This is a genomic window from Pirellulales bacterium (genome assembly GCA_035939775.1).
Classification (GTDB): domain Bacteria; phylum Planctomycetota; class Planctomycetia; order Pirellulales; family DATAWG01; genus DASZFO01.
In genome coordinates this window covers 1-21,067 of sequence record DASZFO010000061.1, presented here as the reverse complement: position 1 = coordinate 21,067, position 21,067 = coordinate 1, and the positions used below count along the sequence as shown (strand labels likewise).

The 21,067-nt window shown below is 61.4% G+C and carries 14 protein-coding genes; 8 read left to right on the top strand and 6 right to left on the bottom strand.

Annotated elements, in window-relative coordinates:
- The first annotated feature begins 478 nt into the window (after positions 1-478).
- Positions 479-1,219: a hypothetical protein gene (locus VGY55_02900; protein HEV2968910.1), complete on the top strand. Its 741-nt coding sequence runs from the start codon at positions 479-481 to the stop codon at positions 1,217-1,219.
- A gap of 105 nt (positions 1,220-1,324) precedes the next feature.
- Positions 1,325-2,008, top strand: coding sequence for a vWA domain-containing protein (locus VGY55_02895; GenBank protein ID HEV2968909.1), 684 nt, complete (start codon positions 1,325-1,327; stop codon positions 2,006-2,008).
- Positions 2,009-2,609: 601 nt separating this feature from the next.
- On the opposite strand, the gene VGY55_02890 is transcribed toward VGY55_02895, so the two are convergent.
- The 4 genes from VGY55_02890 to tkt are packed head-to-tail and all read right to left on the bottom strand — an operon-like array spanning position 2,610 to position 9,070.
- The gene (locus tag VGY55_02890; GenBank protein ID HEV2968908.1) at positions 2,610-4,829 is read right to left on the bottom strand and encodes an HlyD family efflux transporter periplasmic adaptor subunit; all 2,220 of its coding nucleotides are present in this window, start codon (positions 4,827-4,829) and stop codon (positions 2,610-2,612) included.
- A 5-nt stretch (positions 4,830-4,834) separates the two neighbouring features.
- On the bottom strand, positions 4,835-6,316 hold the full coding sequence (locus VGY55_02885; GenBank protein HEV2968907.1) for a hypothetical protein: 1,482 nt from the start codon (positions 6,314-6,316) through the stop codon (positions 4,835-4,837).
- Positions 6,317-6,374: 58 nt separating this feature from the next.
- The gene (locus VGY55_02880; GenBank protein ID HEV2968906.1) at positions 6,375-6,962 is read right to left on the bottom strand and encodes a nucleotidyltransferase family protein; all 588 of its coding nucleotides are present in this window, start codon (positions 6,960-6,962) and stop codon (positions 6,375-6,377) included.
- A 44-nt stretch (positions 6,963-7,006) separates the two neighbouring features.
- The gene (tkt, locus tag VGY55_02875) at positions 7,007-9,070 is read right to left on the bottom strand and encodes a transketolase (GenBank protein HEV2968905.1); all 2,064 of its coding nucleotides are present in this window, start codon (positions 9,068-9,070) and stop codon (positions 7,007-7,009) included.
- 164 nt (positions 9,071-9,234) lie between these two features.
- Between tkt and VGY55_02870 the strand changes: the two genes are divergently transcribed.
- Together VGY55_02870 and VGY55_02865 are read left to right on the top strand one after the other, a co-directional pair.
- On the top strand, positions 9,235-9,534 hold the full coding sequence (locus VGY55_02870) for a hypothetical protein (protein ID HEV2968904.1): 300 nt from the start codon (positions 9,235-9,237) through the stop codon (positions 9,532-9,534).
- 18 nt (positions 9,535-9,552) lie between these two features.
- On the top strand, positions 9,553-9,747 hold the full coding sequence (locus tag VGY55_02865; GenBank protein ID HEV2968903.1) for a hypothetical protein: 195 nt from the start codon (positions 9,553-9,555) through the stop codon (positions 9,745-9,747).
- 83 nt (positions 9,748-9,830) lie between these two features.
- Here VGY55_02865 and VGY55_02860 read toward each other — a convergent pair whose 3' ends face one another.
- On the bottom strand, positions 9,831-10,313 hold the full coding sequence (locus VGY55_02860) for a hypothetical protein (protein ID HEV2968902.1): 483 nt from the start codon (positions 10,311-10,313) through the stop codon (positions 9,831-9,833).
- Between the two features lie 292 nt (positions 10,314-10,605).
- Here VGY55_02860 and VGY55_02855 point away from each other — a divergent pair, with 292 nt between their 5' ends.
- Positions 10,606-10,857 carry a hypothetical protein gene (locus VGY55_02855; protein HEV2968901.1) on the top strand — a complete coding sequence of 84 codons (252 nt, stop codon included), beginning with the start codon at positions 10,606-10,608 and terminating at the stop codon, positions 10,855-10,857.
- A 277-nt stretch (positions 10,858-11,134) separates the two neighbouring features.
- Here the strand turns inward: VGY55_02855 and VGY55_02850 are convergent, their stop codons facing one another.
- Complete coding sequence (locus tag VGY55_02850; GenBank protein HEV2968900.1) at positions 11,135-13,318, bottom strand: glutamine synthetase III; 2,184 nt, start codon at positions 13,316-13,318, stop codon at positions 11,135-11,137.
- A gap of 585 nt (positions 13,319-13,903) precedes the next feature.
- Between VGY55_02850 and VGY55_02845 the strand changes: the two genes are divergently transcribed.
- The 3 genes from VGY55_02845 to VGY55_02835 form a co-directional block, all read left to right on the top strand.
- Entirely contained in the window at positions 13,904-14,938 is a 1,035-nt protein-coding gene (locus VGY55_02845) for a LysR family transcriptional regulator (protein ID HEV2968899.1), read from the top strand.
- A 109-nt stretch (positions 14,939-15,047) separates the two neighbouring features.
- Complete coding sequence (gene gltB, locus VGY55_02840) at positions 15,048-19,673, top strand: glutamate synthase large subunit (protein HEV2968898.1); 4,626 nt, start codon at positions 15,048-15,050, stop codon at positions 19,671-19,673.
- Positions 19,674-21,067, top strand: a 1,394-nt coding sequence (locus tag VGY55_02835) for a glutamate synthase subunit beta (GenBank protein ID HEV2968897.1), incomplete at its 3' end; no start/stop codon positions are given. It abuts the gene before it with no gap.

The window sequence follows — 21,067 nt, the reverse complement described above, 5'->3', positions numbered from 1 at the left end:
CCGCTCCGGCTCGCTGGCGCTCGCCTCCGCTGCGCAGGCCGTCCCACGGCGGTGACAATTTCATTCTCCGTCGTACCCACGGGTACGTCGATCACTCGCGCCGAAGAAACATACAAGGGTTCCGTCCGCCGTTGGCGGACTCCACCCTGGGCTTGGCTCCGCCGGCCTTTCAGGCCGATGCCTTGCGCTACGGTCCGTGATTCGGCAAACGACTCGGCGGCAACTTACAAACATGACACGCACACGAGGATGAAGAGAAGAACCGCGAAATCTTCGAAGATCGCTGGCCGCAAGTGAAATCGCTGCTCTGGGAGCTGCGCCGCTTCGGAATTTGGTACATGGACCCAAAGTCCGGCAACATCATGTTCGAGGATTGGCCGGAGAGGTGATCTCAATTCGTCCTTGGCGCCCCGAGGAATGCTGCGACGTCTGCAAAGACTTGTATAATGGAGCAACCGCATGAAATGGAAAAACTCAGATGCCTTGGCCAATCGCTTATCGTTGCAGTTCGTGCGACCAGCAGTACGAGGTGAGTATCGCCATCACGCGGTGTTATGTGTTTCCCGATCGATACGAACTGCCGTTGTTTGACAATGCGGTTGGATGGTGCGTTGATTGCGATGGCTTGGTCGAGGTCGAACAGATAGCAACTATGGGGGTCATTGAACATCGCCTACAGGAAGCGATCGTAACCGGGGCCGATGCACGAACTCTTGACGTCCGGACTCGCAATCTGGACTGGCGCAAGTCTCGTCAGTCGCCGCCTCGGTGCCTCCGATGCCATTCAACGAACGTAAGGATCATCGATGAAGTCACTGGCTCGGAGCATCCGGGGTGTGATGGCAAATTCGAAGACGCAGCAGCGCCATGCATACATTACGTGACTGGCTACGTCCAATACTTGACCACAGAAGGGTTGTCCTTTGACGTCGATTGCCTAAAGCGAGTGGCACTCTTTGTGTCGCAGTTTACGCAGATTCCGATATCCCGCGTGGCATCCCATTCTCTGCTGGAGACGGACTTGGGAATCACCGGTCCACGGGCGATTCAATTGATGGTGGCATTTGGGCAAGAGTTCAGAGTTGATATGAGTGAGTTTCGTTATCTCGATCATTTTCATGGTTCCGGTGGACGGCAGAATGGCATATCGCCACCTGATTCAAATCAGATTTCACTTCAGCGCATGGCTCGTGCAGTTCGTTGGGGGGAATGGGATTGAACGCAAAATCATCTACTAGGCCATCACGTTCTCGCGTCGCCCTTGGCTGACGGCCGCCTTTGATCGGGCGTAGGATCGACTTGGTCAACTATCGAGCTTCATACGATGGCAACTTCAAAACTAATTCGTCGCTGGTCCATTCGATTCTCTTCCGTCATGCTGGTCGGCGCGATGGTGCTGGTCGCGTCGTCGGCTCGTGCGGCCGATCCCCCGCGCATTGGCGAGGAGAGCGAAGGCAAGGCCACGCTGCTGGGCATCGATGCGAAGGGGTCGAAGATTGTCTATGTCTTCGATCATTCCGGCAGCATGGGGGTGTTGGAGAACAAGCCGCTCGATCGGGCGAAGGCCGAATTGCTCGCCAGCATTGACGCGCTCTCCGATGTGCAGCAGTTCTACGTCATTTTTTACAATCAGGATCAAAAGGTGTTTCGGATCGATCCGACCGGCGGGCGGTTGATCTTTGGCACCGACCACAATAAGAAGCTGGCCCGGCAGTTCGTCGATTCAATCAGGGCCGAGGGGGCGACCAAGCACGCCGACGCGCTGGCGATGGCCCTGGGATTGCGCCCCGACGTGATCTTCCTGCTCACCGACGGCGATCCGCCCGACGACATCACGAAGGACGAACTCGCGCGGCTGGACCGGCTCAATGGCAGCGGCACGGTGATCAACGTGATCCAAATCTCGCCGCCCCCCGGCGCAGGGCAAAGCAACCTGCTCGAAACGCTCGCCAAGCGCAGCGGCGGGCAGCATGTCTACGTCGATTTGACCAAGCCGGCGGAGAAGTGACGAGCAACCTGGCAATGCCATCCCGAGGAGCCATAAAGAGCGTTCTACACAACTTTCTCGGAAGGTACGCGAGTCGCTATTCCGAATATCACGGTTACTTCTTGTTCGGGTTCCTAGTCGTCGATCTCGGCGAAGTTGAGTTCGATCTCCTCGCTCTTCCGACGAACGCGGAGTCACCGATTGGTGTGGCGGCCCAACTGGCGACAACTAGGTTCGCGGACCACCTGCAACACGCCGGACTTGAACTGGCACAGGTTCGCGAGGCACGATTGAGGCTCGGAAAGCTGTCCGGAGCAATTCAAGGGACGGTGAACGGTCGCCCGCGTGCCGGCTTCGGAATTAGTTTCTCGGCAAGCGCTCTCTTGGATAACGGAAAGCGTTATGAACGTGAGAAGGTGTTGTGGGTCGCTCCTCACGATCCGAGCATCGAGTCGCGAAGCGCGCGTGCGACTTGATGAGGCAACCCCGGCAGCGACGCTGCCGGCGAGTTCCAGCACGGGGAGCGCCGCCCCGCCGTTGTCCACCGAGCGCAGGCCGCATTCGGTCTGTAAGACCGGAGGAGCCCAGCCCAGGCAGAGCCTTGGAACGAGTGGAGCTGCGCTCAGCTTTTCATTTCAAACGTCTGCCGAAGGTAGCGCATCAGCCGCTGGGCGATGGACTGCGGCTCGGCGTAAATCTTCGCACGGCCGGGCGCTCCGCTTTGCAAGCGATGCCTTTCCGGATCGAGTTCCACGCGGGCCTGGTAAGAAGTGTTCAGCGGCCGCGGTGTTCCCGATTCGTCGATTCGGCTGGGAAGATCGCCCGCGATCACCAACTCGCGCGGGGCGACTTTCAAATCCAATTCGCCGATGGCCGCGATCATGCCGGTGAGCGATTCGTCCGGAAATTCATCCAATCGAAGGCGCACTTTCTGGCCGACACGGATCAAGTCGATGTCGGCCTGATCGATCACCAGCGTCGCTTCGAGCCGCTTTGGATCGCCGACGAGGCAGACGACCGTGCCCGTTTCAAGATACGCCCCGCGATTCCGCGGATCGAGGGGCGTGTCGGTCCAGGTTGGCAGCTCGTCGGGGGCGGTCTGCGGCGACTGCCGGTGAGGAGGCAGCACAGTTCCATCCTGCGGCGCGGTGAGCGACAGCCGCTCTCGATCGCGGCGGCGCTCGGCGAGCCGTGTTTCAATATCGGCCAGCGTCTCCTCCGCCGTCGGGATTTGGGCCGCGGCGGCTGGATCGGCCCCTTGCTGCCCGCGGAGGTTTTTCAAGTGCAGGGCCTGCCGGTCGCGCTGGCCTTGCAGGCGGGTCAGCTCCATTTCGAGGTCGAGATTCTCAAGCCGCGCGATCGTCTGGCCGGAGCGAACCGATTCCCCCGCGGCGACGGCCTCCAGCAGCGTGCCCGGCACGGTGACGTACACCCGGTTCGCCCCGCTCGGCTCGAGCACGGCCGGCGCCGAGAGATGGCGCGGCAAGGGAATGCTGGCCAGCGCGCCGATACCCGCTGCGACGAGGCCGCCGCGGGTGATGAATCGCGCCCAGTTCAAGTTTTCATTCCTCTGATGGTCCCGAATCCAGCGCGCCGACCGCATCAGCGGCATCGCGACCATCCCGCCGATCACGAGCAGCCCGGCCGCTTGCGCGATCACATCCAGCCCGTATGGCTTGAGCACGCGCCCCAAAAACCACAAGATCGCCACCACGACAAACAGGCGATACGCCGTCGAAGCGATCGAATAGAGCGCCAACCACCCGCGACCTTCGTCGGGCGCGAGCCGGTCTGCCGGCTGCTCGATCCCGAAGGCCCAGCGAATCCACCACCGCCGCACGACCCGGCTCGATTGCTCTTGCAAGTTCGGCACTTCGACTAAGTCCGACAGGATATAGTAGCCATCATACTTCAAGAGCGGGTTGCCGTTGAACAACAGCGTGCTCGCCGAGCAGACGAACATCAGGTCGAGGCACAAGCCATTCAAGAGCCCCGGCCCAGTCCACCACCAGACGAACGTCGCGACGCTCGCGAGCATCATCTCGACCCACATGCCGGCAGCCCCAATCGCGATCCGCCGCCATTTGTTGGTCATCATCCAGGCGTCGGACACATTGCAATACAGGCAGGGCGTGAACACGAGAAACATGATCCCGATCTCGTGGCACTCGCCGCCGAAATGCCGGCAGGTGAGCGCATGCCCCAATTCGTGCAGCACCTTCGCGAGCGCCACCGCGACGGCTAGCCAAATCAGATTGTGGGCGCTGAAGAAGGCGTGAAAGTCGGGGAGCCGCATTCGCAGCGTGTCGAAATGGACTGCGACCAAGCCCAGCGCCGCCGCCATGAGCATTAGGCTCGCGGCCAAAAACCACCGCGAAAACATCCAGCCCGCGAGCGGCGCGAGCCGGCCCAAGAACCGGTTCGGATCGACGCCGCGCAGCCGCAGGGCCAATACATTCGACACCGCCTCGATCCAAACCTGCCGCGCGAGCCGTTTTCGGCGAACGAGCAGCTCCGCCCCTTGCCCCGGCGATTGCGAAACGATCATCCCCTCGCGATGCAGCCGAGAGAGAAATGCGTGCAGCCGCGCCGGCTCCAATTGCCGCGGGGCGAAGCGGCGCTCGAAAAGTGCTTGAATCTCCTCGCTGCTCGTCCGCCCGTCGAGCAGACGCAGCACGAAATACTCCTCCTCGCGAAGCTGATAGTAGCGCATGGCCACCGGGTCTTTCACGACCCACACCGGCCGCCCGCGCATCCGCATCGCGCGAATCTCCAAATCGCGCCGCATCAGCAGCGGCAGCGGGCGCGCGGAGGACGAAGTTGCCGGATGGTCAGCGATCATGTAGGCTAATTCTCGCCACTCGCCACTTCCTTCATGTAGTCCCGATATTGCTGATCGAGTTGCTCGTAGCTTGCGCCGGTGAGTTTGGCGAGCGTGTCGGGCTCGGCGCGGCCGGAGTAGACGGCAATCAGGTAGTCGATCAGCGGCTGGCGATATCGGCCGCTACGGAAGTGGATCAGGAAATTCGCCAGGCCGGATGCTTCGCTATACAGCTTCGGCAACCGCGGGTCGTGCTGGATCGCATCGCGGCTGTAACTCGTCATCTCGGCGAGCGGCACGTAGAAGTTGTCTTGCAAGAGCCGCGTCAAGGCCGCAGGCATTCGCCCCTCATCCGCGCCGCCGAGCGTCCAATAGCCGCCGTGATTGGTTAGCGATTCCATGTAGCAGGCGACCGCTTCGACGACCCAGAAGTTGCTCTTTTTCCCAAGATCGCGCACTGCCGTGCGATTTTCTTGGAACAATTCGTGCGTGGCTTCGTGATAGATCGTGGCGTCGTTCTGCTCGTCGCCGGAGAAGAAATAGGCCGTGTGGCTGTCGAACCAGTAGTACCCCAAGGTGACGCCGATCATTGGCTGCGACGGCTTGAGCGCAGCATTGTATTCGTCGCGATTGCGGAACAGCACGACCTGATGCTGCTTCGCCTCGTGCCGCGGCAACGCAACTCCGTGATACCGCTTCGTCAGCTCCCCTTCGGTCATATAGTAGGTGACGAAGACCTGCCGCCAGATTTCGTCCAGCCGCTCGAGCTTCCGCGCGAGGCGCACGCCGGCTTCGATGCCATCGTCGGTCGTCACGACAAAATGTTCGGTGTCGATTCGCCAGCCGCTTTTGATCTGCGAGTGGAGCCGGGCGTCGTCCGCGGCGCTCAGCCACGTGCCGCGATAATTCCGCTCGCCGCGCTCATACCGCGGAACATCCTTGGCCGGCAGCCAGCCGAACCGCTCGTCGAACACTTGGCCCAGCGCCAATCGATGGGCCGCATAGGCGGAGACCCAACGGCCGCCGGATTTCTCGTAACCGAGAATAGTCCGCGCCGCCTCATGATCGGGAAACTCGCGAACGATCTGGCGGATCAACTCGTAAGCCAGCGCAGGGCGATGGTCGTCGAGCGTCTTGCCCGCCAGATCGAATAGCGCGTCGGCTTGAGTGCGGCGGAGCTTGACCCATCTCGTCCACCATTCGGCCAGATTCGGGTCGTCCGCCATCTTGGCCGGCGCGACGAGCGCGTCGGGCACGTCGAAGATATACAGCTTTCGCGGATCGCGCTTGACGCTCCACGCCCGAGCCAGCTTCGCCTCGGCCGTCAACTGATGCTGATCGGACCAGTTGGCCAACTCTGCCAGATCGGCGGCATATTTCGCTTCGAGCGACGCGCGGGCGTCGGTGATGTCCGCAGCTCTCAGCACGCCTCGCGCCTCGACGAGCAAGCACGCGAAAGCCGCGAGAACTCCGCTGAAAAGGCCGCGCAGGGAGCAATTTCGAGTCATGACCGGTCTTCCAGTTCCAACTCGAAGTATACCATTCGCCGGATGGGAATGCTGGCGCCTAACCGCCAGGAGTGTTCACAAGTTGCTGCAATCGCGCAGCCAATTCGGGCGGGTAGTATTGGCCCCAGCTACTGTCGATGAGGCCGACATCTAGCAGATCGCGCAAGTGCGTGCGGTCTTTATCGCGGAAGGCCGTCAACTTGATCTGAACTAATGCGCGCAAGCTCAGAATCTTGTACTGTCCCGCCATTTCGCTTTCCGTCACGTCGGGGTTCGGCAGCGGCTCGCCGGAGCGAACCGTCTCACCTGCGAAGACCACATGAATTGCGTCGCGCGCCTTGGCATTCGGACCGTCGAGAAACATGTCGATGCTGGCCGCGTGGTGGTAGCGAAAGCCGGCGCCTTCGAGTGCCTTCTTGACGGCATCGAAATCGGCGCGGCGGATCAGGACGTCGACATCTTGCGTGTTGCGTACCGCGGATTCATCAACGCGGGCGACCCAAGCGGCAACCGCATTGCCGCCGATCACAGCATACGGCACCTGAGCCTGCTCCAGTGCACTTGTAGCGCGCAACAGCCTATCGCGAACCCGCTGCACGGCACGCACCATCCCATCGAGAGAAAACGGTCCCAGAAATGTGGCCATAACGCAATCTTATACAGAATGACGAAGCGAGTCGCCGCGAAACGTCATTTGCCGGCGAGCGCCGCCTTCGCTTCCGCGACGACGTGATCCGCCGTCAGGCCGAAATGCTTCATGACCACGCCGCCGGGGGCGGAAGCGCCGAAAGTTTTCATGCCGACGAATCGGCCCGCGGGGCCGATCCAGCGCTCCCAGCCGAAGCCGCTCGCCGCCTCGACGGCCACCCGCGCGGTCAACGTCGGCGGCAAGACGCTGTTGCGATAGGCGGCGTCTTGCGCCTCGAAGAACTCCCAGCTCGGCATGCTCACCACGCGCGCGGCGATGCCGTCCTTCGCGAGCCGTTCGTGCGCTTCGACGCAGAGTTGCACTTCGCTTCCCGAGGCCATCAGGATCACGCTGGGCTTGCCGCCGGGCGCGTCGGCCAGCACATAAGCCCCGCGCGCGACGCCGCTGGCCGCGGCGTATTTCGTGCGATCGAGCGTGGGCAGATTCTGCCGCGTCAGCACCAGCGCCACGGGCCGATCCTTGATCTGCATGATCGCTCGCCAGGCCTCGGACACCTCATTTGCGTCCCCCGGCCGCATGATCACGACATTCGGGATCGCCCGGGCCGCGGCCAGATGCTCGATCGGCTGATGCGTCGGGCCGTCTTCGCCCAGCCCGATCGAATCGTGCGTGAAGATATAGATCACCGGCAGATGCCCGATCGCGCTCAAGCGGAACGACGGCTTGAGATAGTCGAAGAACACGAAGAACGTCGCCCCGAACGGCCGCACCTTCGAGAGCGCCATGCCGTTGAGCGCCGCCGCCATGCCGTGCTCGCGGATGCCGAAGTGGAAGTTGCGGCCGCTGTACGAACCCGGCTCGAAATCCTTGCTGCCCTCGAACGTCAAGTGCGTCATCGTTGAAGGGGCTAGATCGCCCGCGCCGCCAATCAGCCAGGGAACGCGCTTGGCGATCGCGTTGAGCACCTTGCCCGACGAGATGCGGGTGGCCATCCCTTTCGCATCAGCAGGGAAAGTGGGAATCTCGGCATCCCAGCCAGTGGGCAACTCGCGGCGGTCCATCCGCTGCCACTCTTCGGCCAGTTCGGGAAACTTCTTCGCGTAGTCGTTGAACTGCGATTGCCACTTGTCGTGCAGCTCGCGCCCGCGAGCCGCGATGCCGGCTTGAAAATGCTCGCGGACTTCCTCGGGCACGAGAAACTTCGCGTCTTCCGGCCAGCCGTAGACCTTCTTGGTGAGCCGCACCTCCTCCTCGCCGAGCGCCTCGCCATGGGCCTTGGCCGTGTCCTGCCGATTCGGCGAACCCCAGCCGATGTGGCTGCGAACGATGACGAGCGTCGGGCGGTCGTCGGTGCGGACGAATTCTTCGTACGCCCGGCCGATGGCGTCGAGATCATTCGCGTCGGGCACTTTGACCACATGCCAACCGAGCCCGGTGAAGCGAGTCCCCACGTCTTCATTGAATGCCAGCGAGGTGTTCCCCTCAATGGTGATGTGATTGTCGTCGTAGACCCAGCAGAGGTTCGAGAGCTTAAGATGGCCGGCGATCGAGGCGGCCTCATTGGCCACGCCTTCCATCAGATCGCCGTCGCTGCAAAACGTGAAAATGCGGTAGTCGAAGAGCGTGAAGCCGGGGCGATCGAAATGCGCGGCGAGCCATCGCTGGGCGATCGCCATTCCGACGCTGTTGCCGCACCCTTGTCCGAGCGGGCCGGTCGTCGTTTCCACGCCCGACGTGTCGAGCGCCTCGGGATGGCCGGGACAGCGGCTGTGCAATTGGCGGAACTGCTTGATCTGGTCCAAGGGAACGGCCAGTTCGCCGGTCGGCCGACCATCCGGACCGAGCTGCTTCACTCCCGCCAGGTGCAGCAGCGAATACAGGAGCATCGAGGCGTGGCCGTTCGAGAGCACGAAGCGATCGCGGCCGGGCCAACTCGGGGCATCCGGATCGTAGCGCAGCACGTTCTGCCAGAGGGCATACGCCACCGGGGCCAGGGCCATCGGAGTGCCCGGATGGCCGCTATTGGCCGCCTGCACCGCATCCATCGACAAGGTGCGGATGGTGTTGATCGACAATTGCTCGATACGGATTGTGGAAACCGACATGAGGAGTCCCTCCTGGCTCGAAACGGATGATTTGTGTTGCAGTCTAAAGCTGCCTGAATAGAGTAGCAAGTAGTCGTTCCGCCTCGACCGCTAGTCCGCGGCAGAGTCATTCGCTAAGATACGGACTCTTTGAAAGTGTTCGGCACTCTGCCCATGAGGTGAGTATGGCTCGAAAGGTACTGAATCGTAAAGAGTTGCGTGAGGCCAACGACGCGGCGGAGGCGAGCGAAGCCAAGGCCCCGAAGAAGGCCGCCAAGAAGCCCGCCGCGCGGAAGAGCCGGGCGAAGACGGCCAAAGAGGTCCGCCTCAAGGCGTTTTGGGATGTCTTTAACCAGTCGATGAAGCGCGCGGCGCGGTTCGAATATAGCGAACGAAAGCACGCTGAGAAGAAGGCCGCGGAACTGACCGCCTCCGGTAAGTCGCCTCACTTCGTCCAACTCGTCAAGGAAGTGATCGAGGAGTAACGTAGGCACGCCCGCGCTATGGACGACCAAAAGAACAAGATTCTCATTGCCGTGATCGTGTTCAACGTCACGATCATGCTCTACATGGGCTACAAGTCCATCAGCAGCGGCCTCGACGGGCTATCCTTTTCGGATTTTCTGATCGCGATCGTATTCGGCGCCATTGCGGCTGGGGCCGCGTTCGGCGCGGCCTCGGCGATCAACAAGAAATGAAGGCGCGTTCTTGCGGCGCTTCAACGCTGGTTTGATAACTGGGCGCCATGTCCACGGCTCGGCGTGGGCATGAACCAACGCGGTCAATCCCTGCACGGAACCTCGCCGTATTCGCCATAGAACCGCTTGATGTAATGGCGATGCCAGCGGCTGGGCTTATGGGCCGCCCAGCCTCGGCGGGCGAGAAAGCGCGGCGAAATCCGGGAGTTCAGCACGTCGGCCAGGATCGCATCGCTGTGCTTGATTCGGGCGATCTCATCGAGCGCCGCGAGCGCCCCATAGCAGGTCGATAGCTTGGTTCGCCGGCCCGAGAGCACGTACGGGACCGCCAAGAAGTTGGCAAACCGCAACGGCTGGTTGAAATAGAGCCGGCAGCAATCCGCCTCCCACCGCCGATGCCGCCATGCGCCCCAGAAAAGCGCCTCGGGGAGCGAAACCCACTTTGGCCAGGGGCGGAAACGGACCGCCACGACTCGCCCCGCCGCCGCCTCAATAAACCCGTACCGCCGCCGCCGGATCAGATCGGCGCCAGCCTCGAAATCATTGATGGTCTCAAACAGCGGCATATTCGCGGCTCCCCGCAAGTATAGGCCGCCGGCCGAAGTGCGCGGTCCAAAGGGGAACTACAAAATCCGGGATTCGAGCTTCCGAGCTTGCCCTCAGGGCTTTTGATTGTTTCAATTTGCGTGGGCGGTGATAGACCTGAAATCAGCGCAAGTCGTTTGTTGGTGGAGCGGGGATAGCGATGCTTGCACCTGCGCAAGTCTCCCTTTGTGAAAAAAGCAAAAGCCCTGGCTTGCCCTGTCGTCGCTTCGCGGCAATTGCCGATTATGGTATCATGCAATTAGAGGGGCGATCATGAATCTCGTGTTGAACCTGCCACCGGAAACCGAAGCGAAACTTCGTCAGGCCGCCGACCGATCTGGAAAGGCGCCGGAGGCCTTAGCTCTGGAAGCGTTGGACGACAAGCTGTCCGGCGAGCTTGGTTCGCAACAAATGCTTGCACCGGATGAATGGCTCCGGCAATTCGACGCCTGGGTGAGCGGCCATGAATCCCGGAACCCCCGCGTCGATGGCTCGCGCGAAAGCATTTATCCGGACCGCTGGTAATGCTTGTGCTGGTCGATTGAATTCGACACCCGATATCCTGATCAAAAAAACTGCCGCGCGCCGCTACAAGGTGCGAGCGGCGAGCGGCGCGCGGCTTCCGAGGCTTGTTTCCCTGCCTCTACCCCTGGCCATCCCTGGGCCTTCACCTGATACCGCTCGACCGTGCTCGGGAGAAACGCACAAGTCTGCGCCTCTGATGGGCACCCTCGCCCCGGCCCTCTCCTAGAGGGAGAGGGAGAAGTGCGGCGGAAATCACCCGGGGATTCAAGATTCGTTGCTACTTGATAAACAGCATCTCCTGATACGTCGGCAGGGGCCAGAGGTCGTCGGCGACGATGCCTTCCAGTTCGTCGGCCACTTTGCGGACGGCGAGCATCGCGGGGACCACGTCGTGGCAAAAGTGCTTCGCTTCGGCTAGCAAGTCGCTTGCCCCGTGATGCTCCATCTTCTTTTCCAGCGCGGCCGTGTTGTCTTGAAGGCTCTTCACCATCGCCGTGACCTTGTCGAGCGTGTTCGTGTCGAACGTATACCCGACGGCCTTCAGATTGGCGCACGTTACGGCCAATTCGCTTTGATAGCGGATCGCGGCGGGGAAGATCATCGTCTTGGCCATCTCCACGACGAGCTTGCTCTCGACGTTCACTGTCTTACAGTATTGCTCGAGGTAAATGTCCAGCCGGCTTTGCGTCTCGCGCTTGCTGAGCACCTTGTATTTCTCGAACAAGGCGATCACTTCCGGAGTGCCGAGCACGGGCAGGGCGTCGACAGTCGTCTTCAAGTTCGGCAGGCCACGTTTCTCCGCCTCCTGATGCCAAGCTTCCGTATAATTGTCGCCGTTGAAGACGATCGCACCGTGCTTCTCGATAATGTCCTTGAGCAACGTCTGCACCGCGCCGGGCAGCTTCGCAGCATTGCCGCCGGTGGCCTTCTCCAGCTCGGTGGCGATGTGGTCGAGCGATTCGGCGACGATCGTGTTCATCGCCACCAGCGGGCCGGCGATCGACTGCGCCGAGCCGACCGCTCGGAACTCGAAGCGATTGCCGGTGAAGGCGAAGGGGCTAGTCCGATTGCGGTCGCCGGCGTCTTTCGGGAGCGGCGGAAGAATGTCCACGCCGACAGTCATCGAGCCTTTTCCTTTTGACGACGTCGCGCCGCCGGCCTTGATCTGGTCGAAGATGTCGGTCAATTGCTCGCCAAGGAAAACTGAGATGATCGCCGGCGGGGCTTCGTTGGCCCCGAGCCGATGATCGTTCCCCGCATGGGCGACGACGGCCCGCAGCAGCGCCGAATACTTATGCACTGCTCGGATCACTGCGGCGCAAAACACGAGGAACTGCATGTTGGCATGGGGCGTCTCTCCCGGATCGAGCAAGTTGCCTTGCGAAGCGCTGCCGAGCGAAAAGTTCACGTGCTTGCCGGAGCCGTTCACACCAGCGAACGGTTTTTCGTGCAGCAGACACGACATGCCATACTTCTCGGCGACGCGCTTGAGCGTGATGCCGACAAGCTGCTGATGGTCGGTCGCCAGATTCGAGTTCTCGAAGACCGGGGCGATTTCGTATTGCGCCGGGGCGACTTCATTGTGGCGGGTCTTGATCGGGATGCCGAGCTTATACAATTCACGCTCGGAGTCGAGCATGAACGCCAGCACGCGCTCGGGAATCACGCCGAAATAATGGTCCTCGAATTCCTGCCCTTTCGGCGGCTTGGCGCCGAAAAGCGTTCGGCCGGCGTTGAGCAGGTCTGGCCGCGCGAAGTAGAAGTTCCGATCAATCAGGAAGTATTCTTGTTCCGGCCCCGCGGTCGATGAGACCGGTGCGCCGTCGGTGTGCCCGAAGAGCTTGAGGACCCGTTGGGCCTGAATGTTTAGGGCCTGCATCGAGCGGAGCACGGGCGTTTTCTTGTCCAGTGCCTCGCCCGTCCAGGAGACGAAGGCCGTCGGGATGCAGAGCGTGGTGCCGTTGGGATTTTCGAGAATATAAGCGGGGCTGGTGACGTCCCAGGCCGTATAACCACGGGCTTCGAACGTGGCGCGAATGCCGCCCGAGGGAAAACTCGAAGCGTCGGGCTCTCCTTGAATGAGGGCTTTGCCGGTGAACTCGGGCAAGGCCGTGCCTTTGCCGTCGGGGGCGAGGAAGCAATCGTGTTTCTCGGCGGTCAGGCCGGTGAGCGGAAAGAAGACGTGGGCGTAGTGCGTGGCCCCTTTTTCGATCGCCCAGGCTTTCATGGCCTCGGCAACTACGTCGGCGACGGAAGCGTCGAGCTTCTCGCCCCGTTCAATGGTCCTCTTGAGCGATTTGAAAACGGCTTTGGGCAGCCGCGTTTCCATTTCGGCGGTGCCGAACGTGTTCGCTCCGAACAATTCGGCCGATGGCGTCTCGGCGAAGTTCAAGGGTGCGGAAATTGGCTTGTAATTTGTAACCGCCGCAATCGCCTGCAATCGTGCTGTGCTTCCGCTCATAGCTGACACCGACCCTTGAGATTAGAGAAGTGGCTTGGCCCGCATTGGCGGGCTAGAACTGACAGCGGGCCGGCTCGCACTTATTGTGCCGAGCAATCGTCATCGAGATGGTTGAATGTCATAAGATCCGCATTACTAAGGTAGTTAGGCAAATGATTAACGCTCTAACTTATGCAGCGAATTCAATAACTTGCCGTGGAATTAGGCAAATGTGCCCGAATTCTGGCCGGCTGAGCGGTGGGCAGCGGCAGCACGGCGGCGATCGTGTCTCTCAGCGCAGTCAGAAGAAGGTATTCTTATGTTCCAGAGGCCTAGTAAAAACTGTAAGCATTTATTTTGCATGTAGTTACGCAGATGTCTCTGTCGTTAGCCGGATTCCGAGTCTGGCATCGCAACTTCAGTGGATTTCTTGATGGAACCCTTGACGGCCAGCCGATGGACGATTAACTTATTATCTCTATTATGAATGTTAGCCACGATCTGTATTTGGTTTTCTCATCCAATTTGCTTGCATTCAGTTGATTCGCTTGCACTCATTCGCCTCTGTTCGGCAAATGCCGCCGCACTAGGGGAGACCACATCGCCATGCACTTGAAAGCACTGAAGATCTTCTGCGATGTCGTTTACCGGCGCAGCTTTTCGCGGGCCGCTGACGACAATGGAATCTCCCAGTCGGGCGCCAGTCAATTGGTCCACCAATTGGAGCGCCGGCTCGGCGTCAAGTTAGTCGATCGCTCGAAACGCCCCTTCACGCTTACGCCGGAGGGGGAAGTTTATTACGACGGCTGTCGAAAATTGCTCGATCGCTACGACGCTCTCGAAGAAGAAGTCCGCACGCTGCACGAAGAGGTAGCCGGGCGGGTCCGCGTGGCCTCGATCTATTCGGTCGGGTTGCACCACATGAACCGCTATCTGCAAGATTTCTTGAGTCAATATCCGAAGGCGAACGTGCGTTTGGAGTATCTCCATCCGCATCGAGTTTACGAAGCGATCGAGAACGATCAGGCCGACTTGGGATTGGTGAGCTATCCGAAATCGTCGCGGACCGTCAAGGCCATCTTGTGGCGCGAGGAGCCGATGGTGCTGGTTTGCGCGCCGGGGCATGCATTGGCCCGCCGCACGCGCGTGGGCTTCAAGGACCTCGATGGCCAGGCGATGATCGGCTTCGACGCCGATCTGACGATCCGCCGCGAGATCGATCGCGTGCTGCACTTGCACAATGCCGAAGTGCGGGTGGTGATGGAATTCGACAATATCGAGACGATCAAACGGGCGATCGAGATCGACGCGGGGATCGGCCTGTTGCCGCAGCCGACGGTCGTTCGCGAAGTGGAATCCGGCAGCCTAGCGGCGATTCCGCTGACCAGCGATGAGTTGATCCGGCCGCTGGGGATTCTGCATCGCCGCGGCAAAGATCTGGGAGTCACGGTGCGGCGGTTCATGGATCTCTTGCGAAGCGAAGGGAAGCAGCTCGCCATCGGTGCTCCGGAACTCGCCGGCGCCGTAGCCGGAGATGGAAGTCGCAATGGCGATGGCGGGCGCATAGGAGAGAGCGGGCGCAACGGCGACGGCAGCCGTAGCGAGCGGCTTTTGAGCGTCGTCCGCTCCGGCACCGCGTAACACCAGTGAAAGCCGTTTAGCCGCGACCCGCCAGGGAAGCGCGCCGCCGATCGAGATTGCAAAGCGTCAGGAAAAGGATTTACGGATTTCAAGCAAAGCGGTCCAAGTCATGTCGGAAATCGAATCTCACTCGCAGCCCCGGCCCCACGAGGGAATGTACGATCCGGCCAACGAGCACGATGCTTGCGGTGTCGGCTTCGTCGTCAATATCAAGGGACAGCGCAGCCACGACATCCTCCGTAGCGGGTTGGAGATTCTCGTCAATCTTAGCCATCGCGGCGCTTGCGGCTGCGATCCGCTTACGGGAGACGGCTGCGGCGTGCTCACGCAAATGCCAGATGAATTGCTCCGCGACAAGATGGGAGAAATCGACGTCGCTTTGCCGCCCCGCGGCGAGTACGGGGCCGGAGCGGTGTTTCTCCCGCGCGACGAGGCGCAGCGGCTGTTCTGCCAGCGGCGCTTGGAAGAACTCATCGCCGAAGAGGGGCAGACGTTTCTCGGCTGGCGCGAGGTGCCGGTCGATAATCGCGCTCTGGGCTGGCTGGCCCGAAGTGTAGAACCAGTGATACAGCAGCTCTTCATTGGCCGCGGCGCCGAAACTCCGGCCGACATGTTCGAGTGGAAACTGTACGTCATCCGCAAACGGATCGAGAATGAAGTCCGACTAAGCGACTTAAGCGAGAAGATGCAGTTCTACATTCCGAGCTTGTCGTCGCGCGTGATGATCTATAAGGGCCTGATGCAGCCTGAGCAGGCTGAAGGGTTCTATCGCGACCTGTCGGACGAGCGTTATCAGACGGCCCTGGCGCTGGTGCATCAGCGCTATAGCACCAACACGTTTCCGACTTGGGACCTGGCTCATCCGTTCCGATATCTGGCGCACAACGGCGAAATCAACACGCTCCGCGGCAACATCAATTGGATGCACGCCCGCGAAGGAATTCTGGCGAGCGATAAATACGGTCCCGATCTGAAAAAGATCTTTCCGATTTGCACACCGCAGGCCAGCGACTCGGCCATCTTCGACAACGTGCTCGAGCTGCTCGTGCTCACCGGGCGGACGCTGCCGCAAGCCATGTCGATGCTCATCCCGGAGCCCTGGGCCGGGCACGAAAGCATGCCCGACGAACTCAAGGCGTACTACGAATATCAGGCCTGCTTGCTGGAGCCGTGGGACGGTCCCGCGTCAATGGCCTTCACCGACGGCGCGATGATCGGGGCGTGTCTGGACCGAAATGGCCTCCGCCCCAGCCGCTATTGGGTCACCAAGGGGGGCTACGTGGTGATGGCGTCCGAGGCGGGGGTGGTCGAAATGCCGCCCGACCGCGTCGAATATAAAGGGCGATTGCGGCCCGGTCGGATGTTTCTCATTGACACGGCCCAGGGGCGGATCATCGCCGACGACGAAATCAAGCGCGGGCTCGCCTCGCGGCAACCGTATCGCCAATGGCTCAACGAGAATCAAATCAAGCTCGACGATCTCGACGACGCTCCCAAGCCAAAGACCAACGGCCAGCATGACGAACCGCTGTTGAAGCTCCAGCGCACCTTCGGCTACACGCTCGAAGACCTGCGGATCATCATGGGACCAATGGCGACCGACGGCCAGGAGCCGGTCGGCTCGATGGGAAACGACACTCCGCTGGCCGTGCTCTCCGATCGCCCGCAGTTGCTCTACAACTACTTCAAGCAGCTCTTCGCGCAAGTGACCAACCCGCCGCTCGACGCGATTCGCGAGGAGATCATCACCTCGATGATCACCACGATCGGGTCGGAAGGTAATCTGCTCGAAGAAACTCCCGGGCAATGCGCGCTGCTGCGATTGGAGCGGCCAGTTCTAAGCAACGCGGAATTGGCGAAGATCAAGAACCTCGAGTCGGGTCGTATCCGCAGCCGGACGCTTTCGATCCTGTTCCCGCGAGCCGATGGCGTGGAAGGCATGCGCCGGCGGCTGCACGAGTTGCGCGACGAGGCTTCGCGGGCGATCAAGGAAGGGATCGCAATCCTGATTCTTTCCGACCGCGGAGTCGGCCGCGATTGGGCGCCGATTCCGGCGCTATTGGCCACGAGCAACATTCACCACCATCTTATTCGCGAAGAAACGCGCACGCGCTGTGGCATCGTCGTCGAAACGGCTGAAGCCCGCGAGACGCAGCACTTCGCCTTGCTCACGGCCTATGGCGCGGGCGCCGTCAATCCGTATTTGGCGCTGGCCACGATCGAGGCGATGCACGCCGACGGCTATCTGCCGGGTGATTTCACGTCGAAGCAGTTGCAGAAGAATTACATCAAGGCTGCCACGAAAGGCCTACTCAAAGTGATCTCGAAGATGGGCATCTCGACGCAGCAGAGTTATCGCGGCGCGCAGATCTTCGAGGCGATCGGTCTGGCCACGCCGTTCGTCGATGAGTATTTCACTTGGACGGCGACCCGGATCGAAGGGATCGGGTTGGAGGGGGTCGCCGAGGAATCGCTGCGCCGCCACGAGCATGCCTATCCGCGCACCGAAGTGCCGCAGACGCTCGGGCTCGACGTGGGAGGCCAATATCAATGGCGACGTAAAGGGGAGGCGCACATGCTCAGCCCCGACGTTGTCGCCAAGTTGCAACAAGCGACACGAATCAACAGCCGCGAAGAATTCAAGAACTATTGCCGGCTGATCGACGAGCAAGGCACTCGGCTGCTCACGCTTCGCGGGCTGCTCGATTTCAAATGGGCCGGCCAGCCAATTCCGCTCGATGAAGTCGAGCCAGCCAAGGAAATCGTCAAGCGGTTTGCGACCGGGGCGATGTCGTATGGCTCGATCTCGAAGGAGGCCCACGAGACGCTCGCCATCGCGATGAACCGGATCGGCGGCAAGAGCAACACGGGCGAAGGGGGCGAGGACTCGGCCCGCTACCAGCGCGACGCCAACGGTGACTACCGTGCCAGTGCCGTCAAGCAAGTTGCCAGCGGGCGGTTCGGCGTCACTAGCGAGTATCTCGTCAACGCACAGGAACTCCAGATCAAGATGGCCCAAGGAGCGAAGCCCGGCGAAGGGGGCCAGTTGCCCGGCCACAAGGTCGATAAGGAAATCGCCCGCATCCGGCATAGCACGCCCGGCGTCGGCCTTATTTCTCCCCCGCCGCATCACGACATCTATTCGATCGAAGACCTGGCTCAATTGATCCACGACCTGAAGAACGGCAACTCGAAGGCCCGGATCAGCGTCAAGCTGGTGGCCGAAGTGGGCGTCGGCACGGTCGCGGCCGGCGTGTCGAAGGGGAAATCCGACGTCGTGCTCATCAGCGGCCACGACGGCGGCACGGGGGCCAGCCCGCAGACCTCGATCAAGCACGCCGGCCTCCCGTGGGAACTCGGCTTGGCTGAAACGCATCAGGTGCTCGTGAAAAACGATCTTCGCGGGCGGATTGTCGTCCAGACCGACGGCATGATCCGCACAGCGAAGGACGTGGTGATCGCCACGCTCTTGGGGGCCGAGGAATGGGGCATTGCGACCGCCGCACTCGTCACGATCGGTTGCATCATGATGCGCAAATGCCATCTGAATACCTGCCCAGTCGGCATCGCCACGCAAGACCCCGAGCTGCGGAAAAAATTCGCCGGCAAGCCGGATTATGCCGTCAACTTCTTTTTCCTCCTGGCGGAGGAGATGCGCGAAGTCATGGCTCGGCTCGGCTTCCGCACGATCAACGAAATGGTCGGCCGCGTCGATCGGCTCGACACGCGGAAGGCGATCCGGCATTGGAAGGCCTCGGGGCTCGATTTCTCGAAAGTACTCTATAAGCCGGAAGTGCCGCCGACCGTGAAGACGTATCATTGCGAGCCGCAGGATCACGGCCTCGAACGCTCGCTGGACGTGACGCAGCTCTTGGACCTCTGCCGGCCGGCGCTTGACGACCAGACGCCGGTCAGCGTCAACCTGCCGATTCGCAACATCAATCGCACCGTGGGCACGATTCTTTCGAGCGAAGTGACGCGGCGGTTCGGCGGCGGCGGCTTCAAGAATGACGAAACGATCCAGCTCAATTTCAGAGGAACGGCCGGGCAAAGCCTGATGGCCTTCGGAGTGCACGGCATCACGGTCCGCGTGGAAGGAGACGTGAACGACTACTGCGGCAAGGGACTCTCCGGCGGACGGATCATTGTCTACCCGCCGCGCGAGGCCACCTTCAAGGCCGAGGAGAACATCATCGCCGGCAACGTCGTGCTCTACGGGGCCACGAGCGGCGAGGTTTTCCTGCGCGGCATCGCCGGCGAGCGATTCTGCGTGCGAAATAGCGGCGCCCATGCGGTGGTCGAAGGGGTCGGCGATCATGGCTGCGAATACATGACCGGCGGCCGGGCGATTATCCTCGGAGAGACGGGCCGCAATTTCGCCGCCGGAATGAGCGGCGGAATCGCCTATGTGCTCGACGAAGAGGGCCGATTCCCCAACCTGGTCAACCGCGAGATGGTCGAATTGGAAGAACCGACCCCCGAAGAATTCGACTATATCCAGGGCATGGTCCGCCGTCACATCGAATACACCGACTCCAGCCGCGGGCAGTATGTGATCGAGAACTGGGACCGGCTGGCTCCAAAGTTCGTCAAGATCATGCCGGTCGATTACAAGCGAGCGCTAGCGGAAATGCAGAAGGCCGCCGAGCTTGCCGCAACCAACGGCGATAACGGCTCCAACGGGGATCGGACGGTGGCAAGTAACCAGCGGCAAATGGCAAGCGAGAGGTCGTAGATGGGCGACGTGCGCGGATTCATGAAGTACCCGCGGCGGACTTACGGCAAAGAGCCGGTCCCCGAGCGGCTCAAGCACTTCAACGAGTTTCTCCAGGTCCTCTCGACCGACGAGCTGAAGCTGCAAGGTGCGCGGTGCATGGATTGCGGCGTGCCGTTCTGCCACACAGGCTGCCCGCTCGGGAACATCATCCCCGACTGGAACGATCTGGTGCATCGCGACCATTGGCGCGAGGCGCTCGAGCGGCTGCACGCGACCAATAACTTTCCTGAGTTCACCGGGCGCGTTTGCCCAGCCCCTTGCGAAGCGGCTTGCGTGCTTGGAATCAACGAAGACCCGGTGGCCATCAAGCAGATCGAAATGGCGATTGCCGACCGCGCGATTGCCGAAGGCTGGCAAGTGCCCGAGCCGCCGATGGAACGATCCGGCAAGCGCGTGGCGGTGATCGGCTCCGGTCCCGCCGGATTGGCCGCCGCGCAGCAATTGAACCGCGCGGGCCATCTGGTGACGGTTTTCGAGCGGGCCGATCGGCCGGGCGGGCTGTTGATGTATGGCATCCCGGATTTCAAGCTGGAGAAATCGCACGTCTGGCGGCGAATCAAGCAGATGGAGGCCGAAGGGATCGAGTTCCGCTGCAATTCCAACATTGGCGTGAATGTGCCGACCGCGGAGCTGCGCGACGAGTACGACGCGATCTTGCTTGCCGGCGGCGCGACGGCCGCTCGCGATCTGCCGATCCCTGGCCGCGATCTCATGGGGATCCATTTCGCGATGGAATTCCTGCCGCAGCAGAATGCTCGCAATCAGGGAGACGAGGTTCCGAACCAAATCCTGGCGACCGGGAAGGACGTGATCGTGATCGGCGGCGGCGACACGGGGAGCGACTGCGACGGCACCTCGAATCGCCAGGGCCGCCGCAGCCTCACGCAATTCGAGCTGCTGCCGCAGCCGCCGGACGTCGGCAACTATCCGCGGGCCAGCGAGCGCCCCGCCAATTCACCTTGGCCGCTCTGGCCGATGATCCTGCGGACAAGCACCTCGCAAGAGGAAGGCTGCCAGCGCGAGTGGAGCATCTTGACCAAGCAGTTCAGCAGCGATTCGAATGGACAGGTCGAGAGCCTCACTACCGTGCGCGTCGAATGGGTCGCCGATGCCAATGGCCGGCAGTCGATGCGCGAAGTGCCGGGGAGCGAGCAGGTCTGGCCCTGCCAATTGGTTCTGCTGGCGATGGGCTTCCTCGGCCCGGAGCGAAAGGGCCCGATCGCCGATCTCGGTCTAGAACTTGATCCACGCGGCAACGTCAAGGCCGATGCCAACTACATGACGAGCATCGAAGGGGTCTTCGCCGCCGGCGACCTCCGTCGCGGCCAATCGCTCGTCGTCTGGGCCATCCA

Coding starts and splice junctions, on each gene's coding strand:
- VGY55_02900 (HEV2968910.1), top strand. CDS start 479: ATGCCTTGGCCAATCGCTTATCGTTGCAGTTCGTGCGACCAGCAGTAC.
- VGY55_02895 (HEV2968909.1), top strand. CDS start 1,325: ATGGCAACTTCAAAACTAATTCGTCGCTGGTCCATTCGATTCTCTTCC.
- VGY55_02890 (HEV2968908.1), bottom strand. CDS start 4,829: ATGATCGCTGACCATCCGGCAACTTCGTCCTCCGCGCGCCCGCTGCCG.
- VGY55_02885 (HEV2968907.1), bottom strand. CDS start 6,316: ATGACTCGAAATTGCTCCCTGCGCGGCCTTTTCAGCGGAGTTCTCGCG.
- VGY55_02880 (HEV2968906.1), bottom strand. CDS start 6,962: ATGGCCACATTTCTGGGACCGTTTTCTCTCGATGGGATGGTGCGTGCC.
- tkt (HEV2968905.1), bottom strand. CDS start 9,070: ATGTCGGTTTCCACAATCCGTATCGAGCAATTGTCGATCAACACCATC.
- VGY55_02870 (HEV2968904.1), top strand. CDS start 9,235: ATGGCTCGAAAGGTACTGAATCGTAAAGAGTTGCGTGAGGCCAACGAC.
- VGY55_02865 (HEV2968903.1), top strand. CDS start 9,553: ATGGACGACCAAAAGAACAAGATTCTCATTGCCGTGATCGTGTTCAAC.
- VGY55_02860 (HEV2968902.1), bottom strand. CDS start 10,313: ATGCCGCTGTTTGAGACCATCAATGATTTCGAGGCTGGCGCCGATCTG.
- VGY55_02855 (HEV2968901.1), top strand. CDS start 10,606: ATGAATCTCGTGTTGAACCTGCCACCGGAAACCGAAGCGAAACTTCGT.
- VGY55_02850 (HEV2968900.1), bottom strand. CDS start 13,318: ATGAGCGGAAGCACAGCACGATTGCAGGCGATTGCGGCGGTTACAAAT.
- VGY55_02845 (HEV2968899.1), top strand. CDS start 13,904: ATGCACTTGAAAGCACTGAAGATCTTCTGCGATGTCGTTTACCGGCGC.
- gltB (HEV2968898.1), top strand. CDS start 15,048: ATGTCGGAAATCGAATCTCACTCGCAGCCCCGGCCCCACGAGGGAATG.